This is a genomic window from endosymbiont of unidentified scaly snail isolate Monju, from assembly GCF_000801295.1.
Taxonomy (GTDB): domain Bacteria; phylum Pseudomonadota; class Gammaproteobacteria; order Chromatiales; family Chromatiaceae; genus MONJU.
Genome location: NZ_AP012978.1, coordinates 936,587 through 951,538 on the forward strand (window position 1 = coordinate 936,587; position 14,952 = coordinate 951,538).

11 protein-coding genes are annotated in these 14,952 nt (G+C 65.8%); 6 read left to right on the top strand and 5 right to left on the bottom strand.

Features of this window, described 5'->3' with window-relative positions; genetic code table 11:
* Positions 1 to 19 precede the first annotated feature (19 nt).
* The 3 genes from EBS_RS13490 to EBS_RS04455 are packed head-to-tail and all read left to right on the top strand — an operon-like array spanning position 20 to position 3,126.
* Entirely contained in the window at positions 20 to 454 is a 435-nt protein-coding gene (locus EBS_RS13490) for an alpha/beta hydrolase family protein (protein ID WP_081999813.1), read from the top strand.
* A 47-nt stretch (positions 455 to 501) separates the two neighbouring features.
* On the top strand, positions 502 to 858 hold the full coding sequence (locus tag EBS_RS13920) for an alpha/beta fold hydrolase (RefSeq protein ID WP_148307659.1): 357 nt from the start codon (positions 502 to 504) through the stop codon (positions 856 to 858).
* Between the two features lie 12 nt (positions 859 to 870).
* The gene (locus tag EBS_RS04455; RefSeq protein WP_052199298.1) at positions 871 to 3,126 is read left to right on the top strand and encodes a putative bifunctional diguanylate cyclase/phosphodiesterase; all 2,256 of its coding nucleotides are present in this window, start codon (positions 871 to 873) and stop codon (positions 3,124 to 3,126) included.
* Here EBS_RS04455 and EBS_RS04460 read toward each other — a convergent pair.
* Entirely contained in the window at positions 3,080 to 4,435 is a 1,356-nt protein-coding gene (locus EBS_RS04460; RefSeq protein ID WP_043107555.1) for a DegQ family serine endoprotease, read from the bottom strand. The two genes, EBS_RS04455 and EBS_RS04460, sit on opposite strands and share 47 nt — an antisense overlap.
* A gap of 64 nt (positions 4,436 to 4,499) precedes the next feature.
* Complete coding sequence (locus tag EBS_RS04465) at positions 4,500 to 4,991, bottom strand: Hsp20 family protein (RefSeq protein ID WP_043107556.1); 492 nt, start codon at positions 4,989 to 4,991, stop codon at positions 4,500 to 4,502.
* Between the two features lie 141 nt (positions 4,992 to 5,132).
* Here EBS_RS04465 and EBS_RS04470 point away from each other — a divergent pair, with 141 nt between their 5' ends.
* Positions 5,133 to 5,792, top strand: a complete 660-nt coding sequence (locus EBS_RS04470; RefSeq protein WP_043107557.1) for a riboflavin synthase — start codon at positions 5,133 to 5,135, stop codon at positions 5,790 to 5,792.
* A gap of 1 nt (position 5,793) precedes the next feature.
* Here EBS_RS04470 and nadA read toward each other — a convergent pair whose 3' ends face one another.
* Genes nadA through EBS_RS04485 form a run of 3 tightly spaced genes read right to left on the bottom strand, consistent with a single transcriptional unit; the run spans position 5,794 to position 9,277 of the window.
* Positions 5,794 to 6,840 carry a quinolinate synthase NadA gene (gene nadA, locus EBS_RS04475; protein ID WP_043107558.1) on the bottom strand — a complete coding sequence of 349 codons (1,047 nt, stop codon included), beginning with the start codon at positions 6,838 to 6,840 and terminating at the stop codon, positions 5,794 to 5,796.
* Complete coding sequence (locus EBS_RS04480; RefSeq protein ID WP_331711253.1) at positions 6,837 to 7,799, bottom strand: ROK family protein; 963 nt, start codon at positions 7,797 to 7,799, stop codon at positions 6,837 to 6,839. Before EBS_RS04480 ends, nadA begins: the two co-directional genes overlap by 4 nt.
* Positions 7,796 to 9,277 carry a dynamin family protein gene (locus tag EBS_RS04485; RefSeq protein WP_043107559.1) on the bottom strand — a complete coding sequence of 494 codons (1,482 nt, stop codon included), beginning with the start codon at positions 9,275 to 9,277 and terminating at the stop codon, positions 7,796 to 7,798. The genes EBS_RS04480 and EBS_RS04485 overlap by 4 nt, the downstream gene beginning before the upstream one ends.
* Before the next feature lie 311 nt (positions 9,278 to 9,588).
* Between EBS_RS04485 and EBS_RS04490 the strand changes: the two genes are divergently transcribed.
* A complete protein-coding gene (locus tag EBS_RS04490) occupies positions 9,589 to 10,716 on the top strand; it encodes an efflux RND transporter periplasmic adaptor subunit (RefSeq protein WP_052199299.1) in 1,128 nt (375 codons plus the stop codon).
* 62 nt (positions 10,717 to 10,778) lie between these two features.
* A complete protein-coding gene (locus tag EBS_RS04495; RefSeq protein ID WP_043107560.1) occupies positions 10,779 to 14,813 on the top strand; it encodes an efflux RND transporter permease subunit in 4,035 nt (1,344 codons plus the stop codon).
* Positions 14,814 to 14,952 lie beyond the last annotated feature (139 nt).

Consider the following 14,952-nt stretch of genomic DNA (forward strand, 5'->3'; position numbering starts at 1 on the left):
TGCCGGAGAGTAGAGGGTAATGCGAGAACCCGCCATTCCAGGATTTTTCCGCTTATGCCTGCTGGCGGTCACGGGTTGGCTGCTCGCCGGTGCGAGCCTTGCCGAGGTCGTCGAACTGGAAATGGCCGGAGGCCTCCCGGCCACGGCCGAGTTGCTGGAAGGCGATGCGGAAGGGGCGGACCCGGTGCTCATTCTGCACGGTTTTCTGCAGACGCGGGAGTTTGCGACGGTGCGACGCCTGGGCGAAGCACTGAACGAGGCGGGGTATATGGTGCTGTTGCCGACCCTGAGCCTGGGTGTGCCGCGTCGCAGCCAGAGCCTGCAGTGCGAGGCGCTGCACCTCCACGACCTGGATGGTGATGGGCGGGAAGTGGCTCGCTGGGTCGAATGGCTCTCCCGGCGAACGGGCCGGCGCGTGGCGGTGATTGGTCACAACGCCGGGGGGGCGTGCTGAGCCGTTACCTGGCCCGGTATCCTGATGCGCCAGTGGCACGTGTCATCATGCTCAGCATCGCACCCCAGGTAGGGGGCGTCTTGTCTTCTGAGCCCGAAGTTGCCGGGCAGCTAAGTGAATACCGGTTGGGCTATTGCGGCCGTTATCCCACGACGCCCGCAGCCTTCCATTCCTACAACGATTGGTCGCCCGAGAAGATGGTGCGCGCCATGGTAGAGGCGAAGGTTCCCGTGTGTGTGATCGTAGGGTCCGATGACAAGCGGCTCGAGGCAGGCTGGATTCGCAGGGTGCGCAAGAGCGGCGTGGACCTGCGTGTCATCGAAGGTGCCAATCACTTCTTCGACAGTGCTCACGAATTCGATCTGCAGGATATGGTGGAACAGGTCCTGTCGGGCGATAGCTGACGGGCAACGACCATGGCCGGCATCAGTTTTTCTTTCCGGCATTATGCGCTCTGGCTGGTATTGTTGCTGGGCGCAACCTACGTGCTTTTCGGCCTGGTTGCCTACCACCAGTACGAGACAGCCAAACAGACCATCGAGGATAGCGAGCAACAGGTTGCCGCCAGCGAGCTCGAGGCGGCGATTCATCGCACGATTGCGATCCTGCAAGAGGAGGCGGAGCGCTTCATCCAGTGGGACGAGCTCTACCAGCAGCTCTACAGCCCCACCTATTTTTCCTACTGGTACGCCCATCGCATTCGCAGTAATCCCGAGAAGCAGGCCTATTTCGAGGACTTGATGGTGTACGACGCCGAAGGGAACGCACTGGCGGTCTTCGAGGGCAACAGTTTGCCGCGTTCGATGGAGACCAGTGGAGCGCAGGATCGTTACCTGCCGGCCGGCAAGGATGTTAGGGTCATCCTGATGCGTCCCTTGCGACGCGCGGGTGCGACGAAGGTCGAGGGATACCTGGCATTGAGTGCCCGCCTGTTGCCCAATATCCGCAGGCGACACCTGTTCAACAGAATTGTTTCCCAGACCCTGTATTTTGTGTTGCAGGAACCGACGACACGGGTGGCTGACCTGGTGGCCGCCGCCCGCTTCGATCTGCGCCAGACGCTCACCATGCAGGCCATGGACGAGCTGGTGTTGCGCCTGATCCTGCTGTTGGGTGTGCTGGTGCTCTTGCCGACCATGATATTGATGTATTTCTTCATGCATGTGGTAGGGCGCAACGTGCAGCACGTACCCGAGGTGGTGGCTGCTCTGCGCAAGGGTGAGAGCCCGCACCTGTCGGTCTTGGAAGGGAGCGTGTTGAAGATTCGTGAGCTGGAGATGGCCGAGCAGTCCTTGCTCGACTATCACCGCGAACTGTCCCAGGTGAACGATGCGCTGGACGAGAAGAACCGCGAACTGTGGAATCTTGCCCATCTGGATGCACTCACCGGGGCACAGAATCGGCGAGCCTTCGAGCACTTCTGGAATACCTTGCAGTCGCTGGCCGAACGCGACCAGCGCTCCATGCGCCTGATGCTCTGCGATGTCAACCATTTCAAGGCCATCAACGACACCTATGGCCACGATGTCGGGGATGCGGTGTTGCAGGCGATCGTGCGTTGCCTGCAACGGGCACTGCGTCGAGGCGAGCAGCTGTTCCGCCTGGGGGGGGATGAATTCGTCTGCGTGTTGCTCGATTGCGACGATCGCCAGGCCATGGCGGTGGCTGCACGTTGCGCGCGGGAGGTGTCACGCTACCCCTTCCGCGAGGAGTTGGGGATCAAGGAACCGGTGCGCCTGAGTATCGGGATCTCGCCGGCGACCGATGACCCGACTACCCCGCTCAACGTGCTGTTGCGGCAGGCGGATGTGGCCATGTACCACTCCAAGCGCCCCAGCACGGGAGCGGTGACCATCTATCGTGAATCGTTGGATTCAGAGACCGGGCCGGTGTTTTCCAGCAGCGCCAACGAGGCGGTCTATCGGGCAATCGAGAAGGGCGAGGGGCTGTGCCTGTACTACCAGCCGGTGCGCAGCCTGGATGATGAACACATCAGCTATTACGAGGCGCTCTTGCGCATTCAGCATGGTGATGAAGTGCTGATGCCGGCCGACATCCTGCCGGTAGTGGAATCGCGCCGCCTGGAACGCGAGCTGGACCAGGCGGTGATGGACGAGCTCTTGCGAGCGCTGTACTCGGGGGTGATCCCCGCGGGCACGGGTGTTTCCATCAACCTGTCGGCCCCCTCTATCTCGGGCAGTGGCATCGTCTCCGCGTTGGAACCCTTCCGTCCCTTCCTGTCCGATATCCGCATCGTCATCGAGGTGACAGAGACCGCACTGATCACGAGCATGGAAGAGGCCAGCAGCAACCTGATGCATTTGCGTAACCAGGGATTTCTGGTGGCGCTCGACGACTTCGGCAGCGGCTATTCCTCGTTGCGCTATCTGACCACCATGCCGGTGGACATCGTCAAGTTCGACATCAGTCTGATTCGTGCACTCGGCCAGGAGGCGCAGTTCCGCCTGGTCAGCCACCTGGTGGATTTCATCAGTGATACCGGCCAGCGAACCGTGGCCGAAGGCGTGGAAGACGAGCAGGTGCTGCAACAGGTACGCGCGGCGGGGTTCGCCTGCATGCAGGGCTTTCTCGTGGGACGACCGCAGCCGCTTCGGCCGCGTGGGGTCAGCGAGAAATCAGCGTCAGCAGACGTTCCCCCCGACGCAACCTGACCTGCCAGATACGGGGAGTGCTTCGCAGCAGCTGGGTGAGCTGTTCGATGCTGGTGACCCGGTGGCCGTTGACCTCGTAGATCACGTCGCCCTCGCGCAGGCCTTCGCGCCAGGCTGCGGAGCCGGCAGCGACCGTACCTACCGCGATGGCCGGGTTGCGGCCGAATCTCGATTCGTCCACCACCTCGCCGAGCAGGGCGCCGACCAGCATCGGTGCGATGCGCTCGCCCGGAACGAAGCCCGCGTAGGGATCGGCGATGGTGGCATACAGTCTCAGCGGTTTGCCATCGCGCAGTACTCGCAGGCGGATGTGCTGACCGATGCGTGCCAGCCCCAGGCGGGCATGGAAGTCGCTGGCGTTGGCGATCTCGTGATCGTCGATGTGGGTGACCACGTCGCCCACCTGCAGGCCGGCCCGTTCCGCGGGGGAGCCCGGGCGCACCTCGGCGATCAGCGCGCCGCGCGGGCGCTCCAGGCCCAGGGCACGCGCCAGGTCGCCGCTCAGGTTCTGGATGCTGACGCCAAACACGCCGCGCTTGAGTCCGCCGTATTCCACGATCTGGCGCAGCACCTCGCGCGCCAGGTTGCCGGGGATGGCAAAGCCGATGCCGACGTTGCCGCCACCCGGCGCCAGGATGGCGGTGTTGATGCCTACCAGTTCGCCGCGCAGGTTCACCAGCGGGCCGCCGGAGTTGCCGGGGTTGATGGAGGCGTCGGTCTGGATGAAGTTTTCATAGCCCTCGATGCCCAGGCCGCTGCGTCCCAGTGCCGACACGATGCCCGAGGTCACCGTCTGGCTGAGGCCGAAGGGGCTGCCGATGGCGACCACGAAATCCCCCACCCGCAGCTTGTCCGAGTCGCCCCAGGACAGGGCGGTGAGATCCTCGGCCGGGATCTGTAAAACGGCGATGTCCATTTCGGGGTCCTTGCCCAGCAGGCGCGCGCGGAAGCTGCGCCCGTCCTTGAGGGTCACGCGGATCTCGTCGGCCTCCTCGATCACGTGGTGGTTGGTCAGTACCAGTCCCTTGCGCGCATCGACGATGACGCCCGATCCCAGGCTCTGGTTCTGCCGTTGCCGTTCCTGGGGGATGCCCTCGAAGAACCAGCGAAAGAAGGGGTCGTCCAGCAGGGGGTGACGGCGCAGCTTGCGCTGGCTGCTGGTGGAGATGTTGACTACCGCGCCGGTGACCCGCTCCAGCATGGGGGCCAGGCTGGGCAGGGGCTCCCCGTCCACCGCCACCGGCAGCGCGGCGGGTGCGGCGGCGATCAGGCCGAGCAGCAGGATGATTGTGAGCAGCAGGCGTTGCATGGCGTCTCCCCGGGTCAACAAAAGAAAACCCCGCCGTAGCGGGGTGATGATACGCGATGCGGGATCAGGCCGCGTCGGCCGCCTTGTTTTCGTCCTCGACGCGATCGGCCTGGCCCTCGATCAGCTTGCCCTCCTGGCCTGCGGTGCGGATCTCGATGCGCCGCGGCTTCATCGACTCGGGTACTTCACGCACCAGGTCGATATGCAGCAGGCCGTCCTTCACTTCGGCGCCGGTCACCTGCACATAGTCGGCGAGCTGGAATACCCGCTCGAAGGCCGGCTGGACGATGCCCTTGTGCAGGTACTTGCGTTCCTGCTGTGCATCCTTGCGGCGGCCGGCCACGCGCAGGCGGTTCTCCTTCACCTCGATGTCCAGTTCGTCCGGGGAATAGCCCGGCACTGCCATGCTGATCCGGTACCGATCCTCGCCGGTCAGCTCGATGTCATAGGGCGGCCACCCCTCGGTATCCGCACGGCGCGCTGCCTCCAGCGCGTCGGTCAGGCGGTCGAAGCCGATGGCTGCGCGAAACAGGGGAGAAAAATCGAATGCCGTCATGATCTTGTCCTCCTTTTTCCGAAGCCTCGTTTCGTCTCGCGGTGCAGATAGGGACGCTGGCCGGGATTTCAAGAGGGGGCGCCGGACAGGTAGTCCATGGCCTATACTGGCGGGCCATTCGAACGGCAGGAGAGGTTTGCAATGTTCACCGGCATCATTCAGGCCATCGGAGAAGTGCGTCGCCTGGAGCCGCGTGGTGGCGATCTGCGGCTGCACATCGCCACTGGCAAGCTGGACCTGGGCGATGTGGTCCTGGGCGACAGCATCGCGGTCAATGGCGTGTGCCTGACCGCCGTCGAGCTGCCGGGCGACGGCTTCGCCGCCGATGTGTCCAACGAGACCCTGTCGCTGACCTCGCTGGGCAGCCTGCGTCCCGGCAGCCGGGTGAACCTGGAGAAGGCGCTGACCCTGCAGACCCGTCTTGGCGGGCACCTAGTGTCGGGACACGTGGACGGGCTGGGCGAGATTCTGGAGCGTCACGATGACGCCCGCTCGGTGCGCTTCCGGGTGCGTGCGCCGGACGAGTTGGCGCGCTACATCGCGCACAAGGGCTCGATCACGGTGGATGGCACCAGCCTGACGGTGAATGCGGTGGATGGCGCGGTGTTCGAACTGAACATCGTGCCACATACCCTGCAGGAGACCATCATGGACGAGTACGCGCCGGGCCGGCGGGTGAACCTGGAGGTCGACCTGCTGGCCCGTTACCTGGAACGTCTGCTGCTGGGCGAGCGCGCGGCCGAGGCAGGCAGCAGCGGGGTGGACCTGGCGCTGCTGGCCCGCGCCGGGTTCAAGGTCTGAGTCAGCCGCGTCGTTCGGCAAAGCCCAGCATGCGCTGAATGGAGACCACCGCACGCTGGCGGACCGCCTCGTCGATGTGGATCTCGCTCCGGCCCTCGCGCAGGGCGGTCTCGAGGTTCTGCAGGGCGTTCATGGCCATCCAGGGGCAGTGCGCGCAGGACTCGCAGGTGGCGCCTTCGCCGGCGGTGGGCGCAGAGATGAGTTTCTTGCCGGGAGCGGCCTGCTGCATCTTCCAGAAGATGCCGTCGTCGGTGGCGACGATGAACTCCTCGTTGGGCAGTTCCTTCACCGCCTTGATCAGTGCGGTGGTCGAGCCGACCACGTCGGCCTGGCCGACCACCTCGTCGGGCGACTCGGGATGTACCAGTACCGCCGCCTCGGGGTGCAGGCGGCGCAGGCGCTCGAGTGCGAAGCCCTTGAATTCCTCGTGCACCACGCAACTGCCTTCCCACAGCAGGATGTCCGCCCCGGTCTGGCGCTGCACGTAGCGGCCCAGGTGCTTGTCCGGGGCCCAGAGGATCTTCTCGCCGCGCTCGTGCAGGTGACGCACGATGTCCAGCGCGATGCCCGAGGTCACGGTCCAGTCGGCGCGCGCCTTCACCTCGGCGCTGGTGTTGGCATACACCACCACGGTGCGGTCGGGGTGCTGGTCGCAGAAGGCGCTGAAGGCCTCGGCCGGGCAGCCCTCGTCGAGCGAGCAGGTCGCGCCCAGGTCGGGCATCAGCACGGTCTTCTCAGGATTGAGGATCTTGGCGGTCTCGCCCATGAAGCGCACGCCGCAGACCACCAGGGTGCGGGCATCCGAACGCGCACCGAAGCGGGCCATCTCCAGCGAGTCGGCCACGCAGCCGCCGGTCTCCTCGGCCAGCGATTGCAGCTCGCTGTCCACGTAGTAGTGGGCGACCAGCACGGCATCGCGCTCGCGCATGAGCTGCTTGATGCGCTCGCGGAGCGCCTCGCGCTCGGCGGGCGAGAGTGCCGACCACCGCGGGTGCGGCGGCACCTGGATATGCGGCGAGGTCGGGGTGTTGGCGTATTGCGGTTTCATGCGCTTCTCCCATGAGGGAATGTATGAAGAAATCTTAGTGGATGCGGCGCCCGATTATGCGAATTCCCGTACTTCTTCCAGGGACCACAACCAGGCGGCGCCACGCACCCCGCTGGCGTCGCCGTGGCGGGGGGCACGATGCGGGTGCGCAGGGTGTCCGAGAACAGGTAGGGCGGCAGCCGCCGGGGCAGCTCGTTGTAGAGTGAGCGGATCTGGCCCATGCCGCCGCCGAGCACGATCACCTCGGGGTCGAGCAGGTTGATGACCGAGGCCAGGGCGCGTGCCAGCCGGTCGTGGTAGCGGTCCAGGGTAGTGCGGGCGCGCGGATCGCCGGCCTCGGCCGCGGCCACGATGGCGCGGCTGTCCTGGCCGGTTCCATGGTCGCGCGCCATGCCGGGGCCGGAGAGGAAGGTCTCGATGCAGCCGTGCCGGCCACAGTAGCAGGGGGGGCCGGGGAGTTCATCGTGCACGGGCCAGGGCAGGGGATTGTGTCCCCATTCGCCGGCGATGGCGTTGGGGCCGGCGAGCAGGCGGCCGTCGATGACGATGCCGGCGCCAGTGCCGGTACCGATGATCACCCCGAACACGCTGCGTGCGCCGGCTGCCGCCCCGTCCGATGCTTCGGACAGGGCGAAGCAGTCGGCATCGTTGGCCAGGCGTACCGGCCGGCCGAGCCGGGCCTGCAGGTCGTCCAGCAGGGGTTGGCCGTTGAGGCAGGTGGAGTTGCTGTTGCGCAACAGGCCGGTCTCGGGTGAGCGCGCGCCCGGGGAGCCGATACCTACCGGCAGGCGACCGCCGGGGTCGAGATGATCGACCAGTCCGGCGATGGCGTCCAGGGTGGCCTGGTAGTCGTCCTGGGGCGTGGCGATGCGCAGCCGGGGGTCGAGCCGGCCGTCGGCATGCAGCAGCACCCCTTCGATCTTGGTGCCACCGAGGTCGATACCAATGCGTGCGCTCATTCCCCGCTGCTGGCGACCCGCGGCTCGGGTGCCGCCACCTCGGCCTCGAGGTCCACGGGTGTCCGGCCCGAGGGGTTGGTGAAGCTGTCGTTGAGATCCTGCACGTAGCGGTCGGTGTCTTCCAGCACCTCGGCGATGCGCCGCCGGTCGCGGCGTGCCCAGCCGCGTGGCTTCTTGCTGAAGATGCTGCGCCAGGGCACGGTATTGGCGAGGAAGGCACCCAGCAGGTTGCCGCGGATGCCGCGCTCGGTGACCAGGCGTCGCGCCATGGCGCGCAGCGAGCGTGCGGCCAGCTTGCGGACCCCGAAGTGCAGGCCCAGCCAGGCCAGCCAGGCGCCCAGGGTGCCCAGGAACAGGCGCAACGGGCTCTGGCTCAGCCAGTGCCAGCCGGTCTGCGGCAGGTCGCTGTTCAGGTAGCCGTAGAGGAACAGGCCGCAGGCCAGGGCCAGGACCACGGCATCGCCGATCAGGGTGCGGCGGCGCCAGGCGCGGATCAGCTCGAGCAGTGCGGGGACGGTCTTCTCCTCGATGTCGCGCGCGGTCTTCTCCAGGCTGCCGACAATGCGGTAGGCACGTTCCACTTCTACCTGCTGCATGCGTGCGTAGATTTCGGCCAGGTCGGCGTCACGCTTCTTTTCGAAGCGGTCGCGAAGAGCCGGGTCCTCGATGGGGTTGGCTGCGCTCTTGCTGAAGATGGTGAAGAAGCGTCCGGCGGTGAGCCCGCGTTCCCCCAGGGCGCGCTGCCAGGCGGCGACGACCTCTTCGGGGTTGTCCTCGCGCGCGGTGGTGTCGAGCTGGTTGAGGATATAGAGGAACTTGCCGGAATCGGGCCGGTGGATGGTCTTGTTCACGAGGTGGTCGAGGGTGTCGCGCATTGCGCCGGGTTCGGGGTGGCGGCCGTCGAAGAACACCAGCACCAGGTCGGACAGGTCGATGATGTGATCGGTGATGCGCAAGGTGGAGGTGCGCTGGGCATCGGCATCGAATCCGGGCGAGTCGATGATGATCTTGCCGCGCAGGTGCTCGCTGCCGCAGGTCTTGAGCTGCAGATAGGCGTCGATGCGCGAGCCCTCGCCGGCGGCGACCTTTTCGATCTCGGCGCTGATCTTGTAGAAGGGAAAGCGCGGGTCGGAGTCCAGTGCCACGCCGGGCAGGGTGTGCGATTCCTTCTGGTTGCTGTAGCAGATGACGGTGAAGCGGTCGTCTACCGCCTGGTTGCCGCTGCGTTGAAGCTTCTCGCCGAGGTAGTCGTTGATGAAGGTGGATTTGCCCGCCGAAAAGGTGCCCAGCACCGAGATCAGGGGCCACCAGGGGATCTGGGGGGCGTGTGATTCGTCGTCGCCGAGCAGGCCCATGCGCCGGGTTACCAGGTCCAGCTTGCGGAAGCTCTGGACCGCGTTGAGCAGGACCGGGTTTTCCTGTTCGAGGTGGGTCTCGAGCTGTTTCAGGCGGTGTTCGATGACGTTACTGCTGCTCATGTTGTTCCACCCATAGCTGCGTCGGCCAATGTGGCCGATAGTATCCCGGCCATGTGGTCCCTGAACAGGGGGCGGATACGGGAGGGGTGGCCGATTCCGGGTTTTCCTCCATCCGCTTCCTGACGATGGTCAATTGCAATGGCGCCCTCCCGTGGGAGATAATCGCGCGCATCATGTGGTTCCGATAAGGGCTGTTCCCGGCGCGGAAATTGCGCTCCAGATCCGGGGGTGGGGCCGGGTCCCCGCTGCCGCGCAACAAGGACCTTGTAACGACCATGCGAAGTATCCTGACAGCCGCTGTCATAGGCGTAATGAGTCTGGTCGGCCCGGTACTGGCCGATACAGTGGATTCCGTCGAGATCTTCGAGGTGAAGGCATCCACCGAGCAGCCGACCGTGGCCATCGGCGGCACGGTGGTGCCCTATCGTCGGGTGACCCTGGCCGCGCAGTTGCCGGGACGGGTCAAGTTCGTGGCTGGCGTGGAGGGCGACTTCTTCAAGGAAGGCACCCTGCTGGTGGCACTTGACGAGGACGAGCTGCTGGCCAAGCGTGCCGCGGCCTATGCCCAGTACACCGCCGCCGAGGCCGAGCTGCGCAACGCCGGGGTGCAGTACTCGCGCGAGCTGTGGTCGCCCAAGTCCAAGTCCGCGCCCGGCGGCATGGGGCTGCCCAACCTGTTCGACCAGATGTTCACCGGTGCGGCCGAGGACTTCTTCGGCGAGCGTGATCGCGATGCCGAGCGTCAGGCCGACTTGTATGCCTCGACCACGCGCATCGAGCAGGCACGCAGTGCCATGCTGCGGGCCGAGTCCGAGATTCGCGCCATCGACGCCAAGCTGCGCGACACCAAGAGCCTGGCGCCCTTCGACGGCGTGATCATGCACAAGTACGTCGAGGAGGGCGACACCGTGCAGCCGGGCCAGCCTCTGCTCGATTTCGCCGACATCAGCTGGCTGCAGATCGAGGTGGACCTGCCGGCGCGGCTGGCCCAGGGGCTGCAACCAATGATGATCCTTTCGCGTGCCGCCACTTTCGACGATCATCCCGGCCCCGTGGACATCCGCGTGGCCCAGATCTACCCCATGGCGGACGTGCAGCGGCATACCGTGAAGGTCAAGTTCGACATCCCGCAGGGAGTCTCCAAGCCAGGGATGTACGCCAAGGTAATGATCCCCGACACCTCGCAGGCCGCCAGCATGGCGCGGCTGCCGGCCATCCCCACCTCGGCCATCATCTACCGGGGCAACCTGCCTGTGGTCTATGTGCAGAACGCCGAGGGCCGGCCCGAACTGCGCATGATCCGCGAGGGCCGGCGCCTGCCCAATGGCATGACCACGGTGCTCTCGGGCATTGCCGAGGGGGACCGGGTGTACGTCAATCCCGGGCCTTCCATCCTCGAGCAGCCGAAGCCGGCCGAACCCGATGGTTCCGCGGATTGAAGCCGTCCGAATCGCGTAGTTTCCGCCCACGGGTAGTCAGCCAGCAGGATTGATGCAGACGCATGAGTGAGATCGACACCAAGCCGGACTGGGAAGCAGGGGTACAGGTCGAGGAACACAGCCTTGGCATCGCTGGCGCCATCACCCGCTTCTTCATCAACTCGCCGCTCTCGCCGCTGCTCTACATCGCCATGCTGGGTCTGGGCATCCTGGGCCTGATGATCACCCCGCGCCAGGAGGACCCGCAGATCTCGGTGCCCATGATCGACCTGTTCGTGCAGTATCCCGGTGCGGACGTCGACCAGGTGGTGGCGCTGGCGGTGCAGCCGCTCGAGCGGCTGATGTATGAAATTGACGGCGTCAAGCACGTCTATTCCGCCGCCGAGCGTGGGCGCGGCGTGGTCACCGTGCAGTTCGAGGTCGGCGAGGACATGGCGCCCTCGCTGGTCAAGGTCAACGACAAGCTGGCTTCGAACCGCGATCGCATCCCGCCCGGGGTGTTGCCGCCGCTGGTAAAGGCCAAGGGCATCGACGACGTGCCGGTGGTGACCATCACCCTGTGGTCGGAGAAGGACTACAACCAGGACGGCATGCCCGACGTGGATGACTCGCAGCTGCGCCGCCTGGCGCAGTCGGTGCTCCAGCACCTGAACGAGATCCACGAGACCGGCAACAGCTTCGTGGTCGGCGGGCGCGCCGAGCAGGTGATCGTCGAGGTCTATCCCGAGCGGCTCGCCGGCTTCGGCCTCAGCCTGGGGCAGGTGGCGCAGGCCATCCGGGCGGCCAACATGGAACAGCAGATGGGTAACGTGGAGGCTGGGGGATCGCGCCTGCTGGTGGTCTCCGGTGCCTTCCTGAAGACCGTCGACGATATCCGTGAACTGCAGGTGGGCGTGCACAGCGGCGTGCCCGTCTATGTGCACGACGTGGCCGATGTGCGCCAGGGCCCGGAAGACGCCCGCCAGCTGGTGGCCTTCTACTCGGGTGCGGCCAGCGGCGATCTGGACCGGGCGGTGGCGGTACCGGCAGTCACTATCGCGGTGGCCAAGAAGAAGGGTACCAACGGGGTGAAGGTGGCCAACGAGGTCATCGCCCGGGTCAATTCGCTCAAGGGCACGCTGATCCCCAACGACGTCAATGTCACCATCACCCGCAACTACGGCAAGACCGCCAACGACAAGGTCAACGCCCTGATCAAGAAGCTGTTCATCGCCACCGCCATCGTGTTCGCTCTGGTGTGGCTGGCGTTCAAGGCGCTCAATCCGGCGATCGTGGTGCTGATGGTGATTCCGGTGGTCCTGCTGTTCACCATCCTGTGCGCCTGGCTGCTAGGCTTCACCATCGACCGGGTGTCGTTGTTCGCCCTGATCTTCTCCATCGGCATCCTGGTGGACGACGCCATCGTGGTGGTCGAGAACATATACCGGCGCTGGCTGGAGGCCGGCACTACCGACATGGCCACGGCGGTGGATGCGGTACGCGAGGTGGGCAACCCGACCATCCTCGCCACCGGCACCGTGATCGGCGCCCTGCTGCCCATGGGCTTCGTGTCCGGCATGATGGGGCCCTACATGCTGCCGATCCCGGTGCTGGGCTCGGTGGCCATGGCCGTCTCGCTGTTCGCCGCCTTCGTGTTCACGCCCTGGCTGGCGATCCACGGCCGCCTGCGGCCGACCATGGACTACCTGGAGAAGGCCGAGAAGCGCGAGCACAAGGAGGCCGAGTGGCTCGACGGCCTGTTCCGCCGCATCCTGATTCCCATGATCCGCAGCCCGCGGCGCGCACGCCTGTTCAAGCTGGGGATGTGGGGGGCCTTCTTCCTGGCGTGCAGCCTGTTCTACTTCAAGTGGGTGGCGGTGAAGATGCTGCCGCTGGACAACAAACCCGAGTTCTCGGTGGTGCTCAACATGCCCGAGGGGACCGCGCTCGCGGTCACTGGCAACATGGCACACCGTATCGCCGACCGTCTGCGGCGCATGCCCGAGGTGGTGGATGCGCAGATCTACGTCGGCACCGCACGCCCCTTCGACTTCAACGGCATGGTGCGTCACTACTACCTGCGCAACCAGCCCTGGCAGGCGGAGATCCAGCTCGAACTGCTCGACAAGCACGAACGTGAGCGTTCCAGCCACGAGATCGCGGTGGATGCGCGCGAGCAGGTGCGCAAGCTGGTCGAAGGCAGCGGGGCCACCTTCGCGGTGGTGGAGATGCCGCCCGGGCCGCCGGTTTTGCAATCGGTGGTGGCCGAGGTCCACGGGCCGGACGGCGATACCCGCCGCGCGGTGGCCACCATGCTCACCGACGTCTTCCGCCAGACCGAGAACCTGGTCGATGTCGACAACTACATGCGCGAGCCCTACGACTATTGGCACTTCGAGATCGACTACGAGAAGGCCCAACGGCGCGGCATCACCGTCGAGACCATCAACCGGGAACTGGCGATGGCGCTGGGCGGCTACGTGCTGGGCGATGTCAAGCAGCGTGCGGGTCACGAGCCGATCAACATCGTCATCCAGATCCCGCTGGCCGAGCGTTCCAATGTTTCGCGCCTCGGCGACATCCTGGTGGCCTTGCCTGACGGCAAGGGGGTGTCGTTGCGCGAGCTGGGGCATTTCGTGCGCAAGGTCGAGTCGCATATTGCCTACCACAAGGACCTGCGGCCGGTGGAATACGTGGTGGCGGATGTCGGCGGCAAGCTGGCCGCGCCCATCTACGGTATGCTCGAGGTGCAGGACAAGCTCCAGGAGCTGGGTTGCGACACGCCCGACGGAGTGCGCCTGTGCGACCACATCTACTGGACCGGGCCGCCGCCGACCGACGAGCACTCGGCCTTCGAGTGGGCGGGCGAGTGGACCGTCACCTACGAAACCTTCCGCGACATGGGGCTGGCCTTCATCGCCGCGCTGGGCCTCATCTACATTCTGGTGGTGTGGGAGTTCGGCAACTTCCGTATCCCGGCGTTGATCATGGCACCCATCCCGCTCACCCTGCTGGGCATCATCCCGGCGCACATGCTGTTCTTCCAGATGGGCTGGGGCGGCGAGTTCACCGCTACTTCCATGGTCGGCTGGATCGCCCTGGCCGGCATCATCGTGCGCAACTCCATCCTGCTGGTGGACTTCTCGGTACACCGCCTGCACGCCGGGGTGGGTGTGGTCGAGGCGGTGATCAGCGCGTGCAAGACCCGGACCCGGCCCATCCTGATCACTGCGCTGGCGCTGGTGGGCGGTTCCTCGGTGATCTTCTTCGATCCCATCTTCCAGGGCATGGCCATATCGCTGGCCTCGGGTGTGCTGGTATCCACTATCCTGACCCTGATCGTGATCCCGCTGGGCTGCGTCAAGGCCGCCGATGCCTTGTGCGAGGTCGCCAACGTGGATTGTGCCGGCCAGGGGCTGCTCCCCGAACAGACCCACCCGCTGGAAGAGGAGCCGGCAGCCGGCCCCCCGCTGTGGATGCGCCTGTGGGGCGGGCTGATGACCGCCGTCTTTGCGATGGTCGGGGTGATCGCGTCGGTCTGGGGCTGGATCGCCGAACGTCGCGCGCGCAAGACGACCTCGGCGCCCGTGACCGGCAAGGGCGACGAGCGTGCCCCGGCGCCGGTCGATGCTCCGGTTGCCGAACGGCCCGAGACGACCTCTCCTGCAGCGGACACGAGCGCGGCGGAGGCGAAAAGCGGTAGTGAAAAGGCCGTGGAAGACGCCTCGCCTGCGCAGTTCTCCGCCGCGGACGAACCGGCAGAGGCGGTGAACGGGCTCTCGACCGGAGGGCCGGTCGATGCCCCTCCGGCGCCAGCCGAGCCTTCGCCGGCGGAGAAAACGGCAGACGCGCCGGACGCCGATGCCGAACAGGCAGAGGAGAAGGCCGCGGTGCGTCACACCGCCACTCGAAAGACGACCGCCAAGAAGGCGGCCGCCAAGAAGACGGTGGCGAAAAAAGCGGCCTCGAAGAAGGTTTCGGTCAAGAAGCAGGACGGCGACGCCTCGCCGGCTTCCCCACAGCCTGGCGAAAAGGAAGGCAAGACCGAGAATGCTCGCACGCGGCGCGGTATCCGCCTCAAGGCACCCGACAATCTCAGCGACGACGGCCTGGGTTGAGTGCCGGGCATGCACGGGGTGGCTTGAAATGCCCGCATCTCGCCCCGATCGAGTGGCTGTGGACCGCTTCGTTCGGGGCTCGTGAAAGGCATGGCAGACAAGGCAACAGCGGCGAATTCCAGGGGGTGGCTCTGCTGCC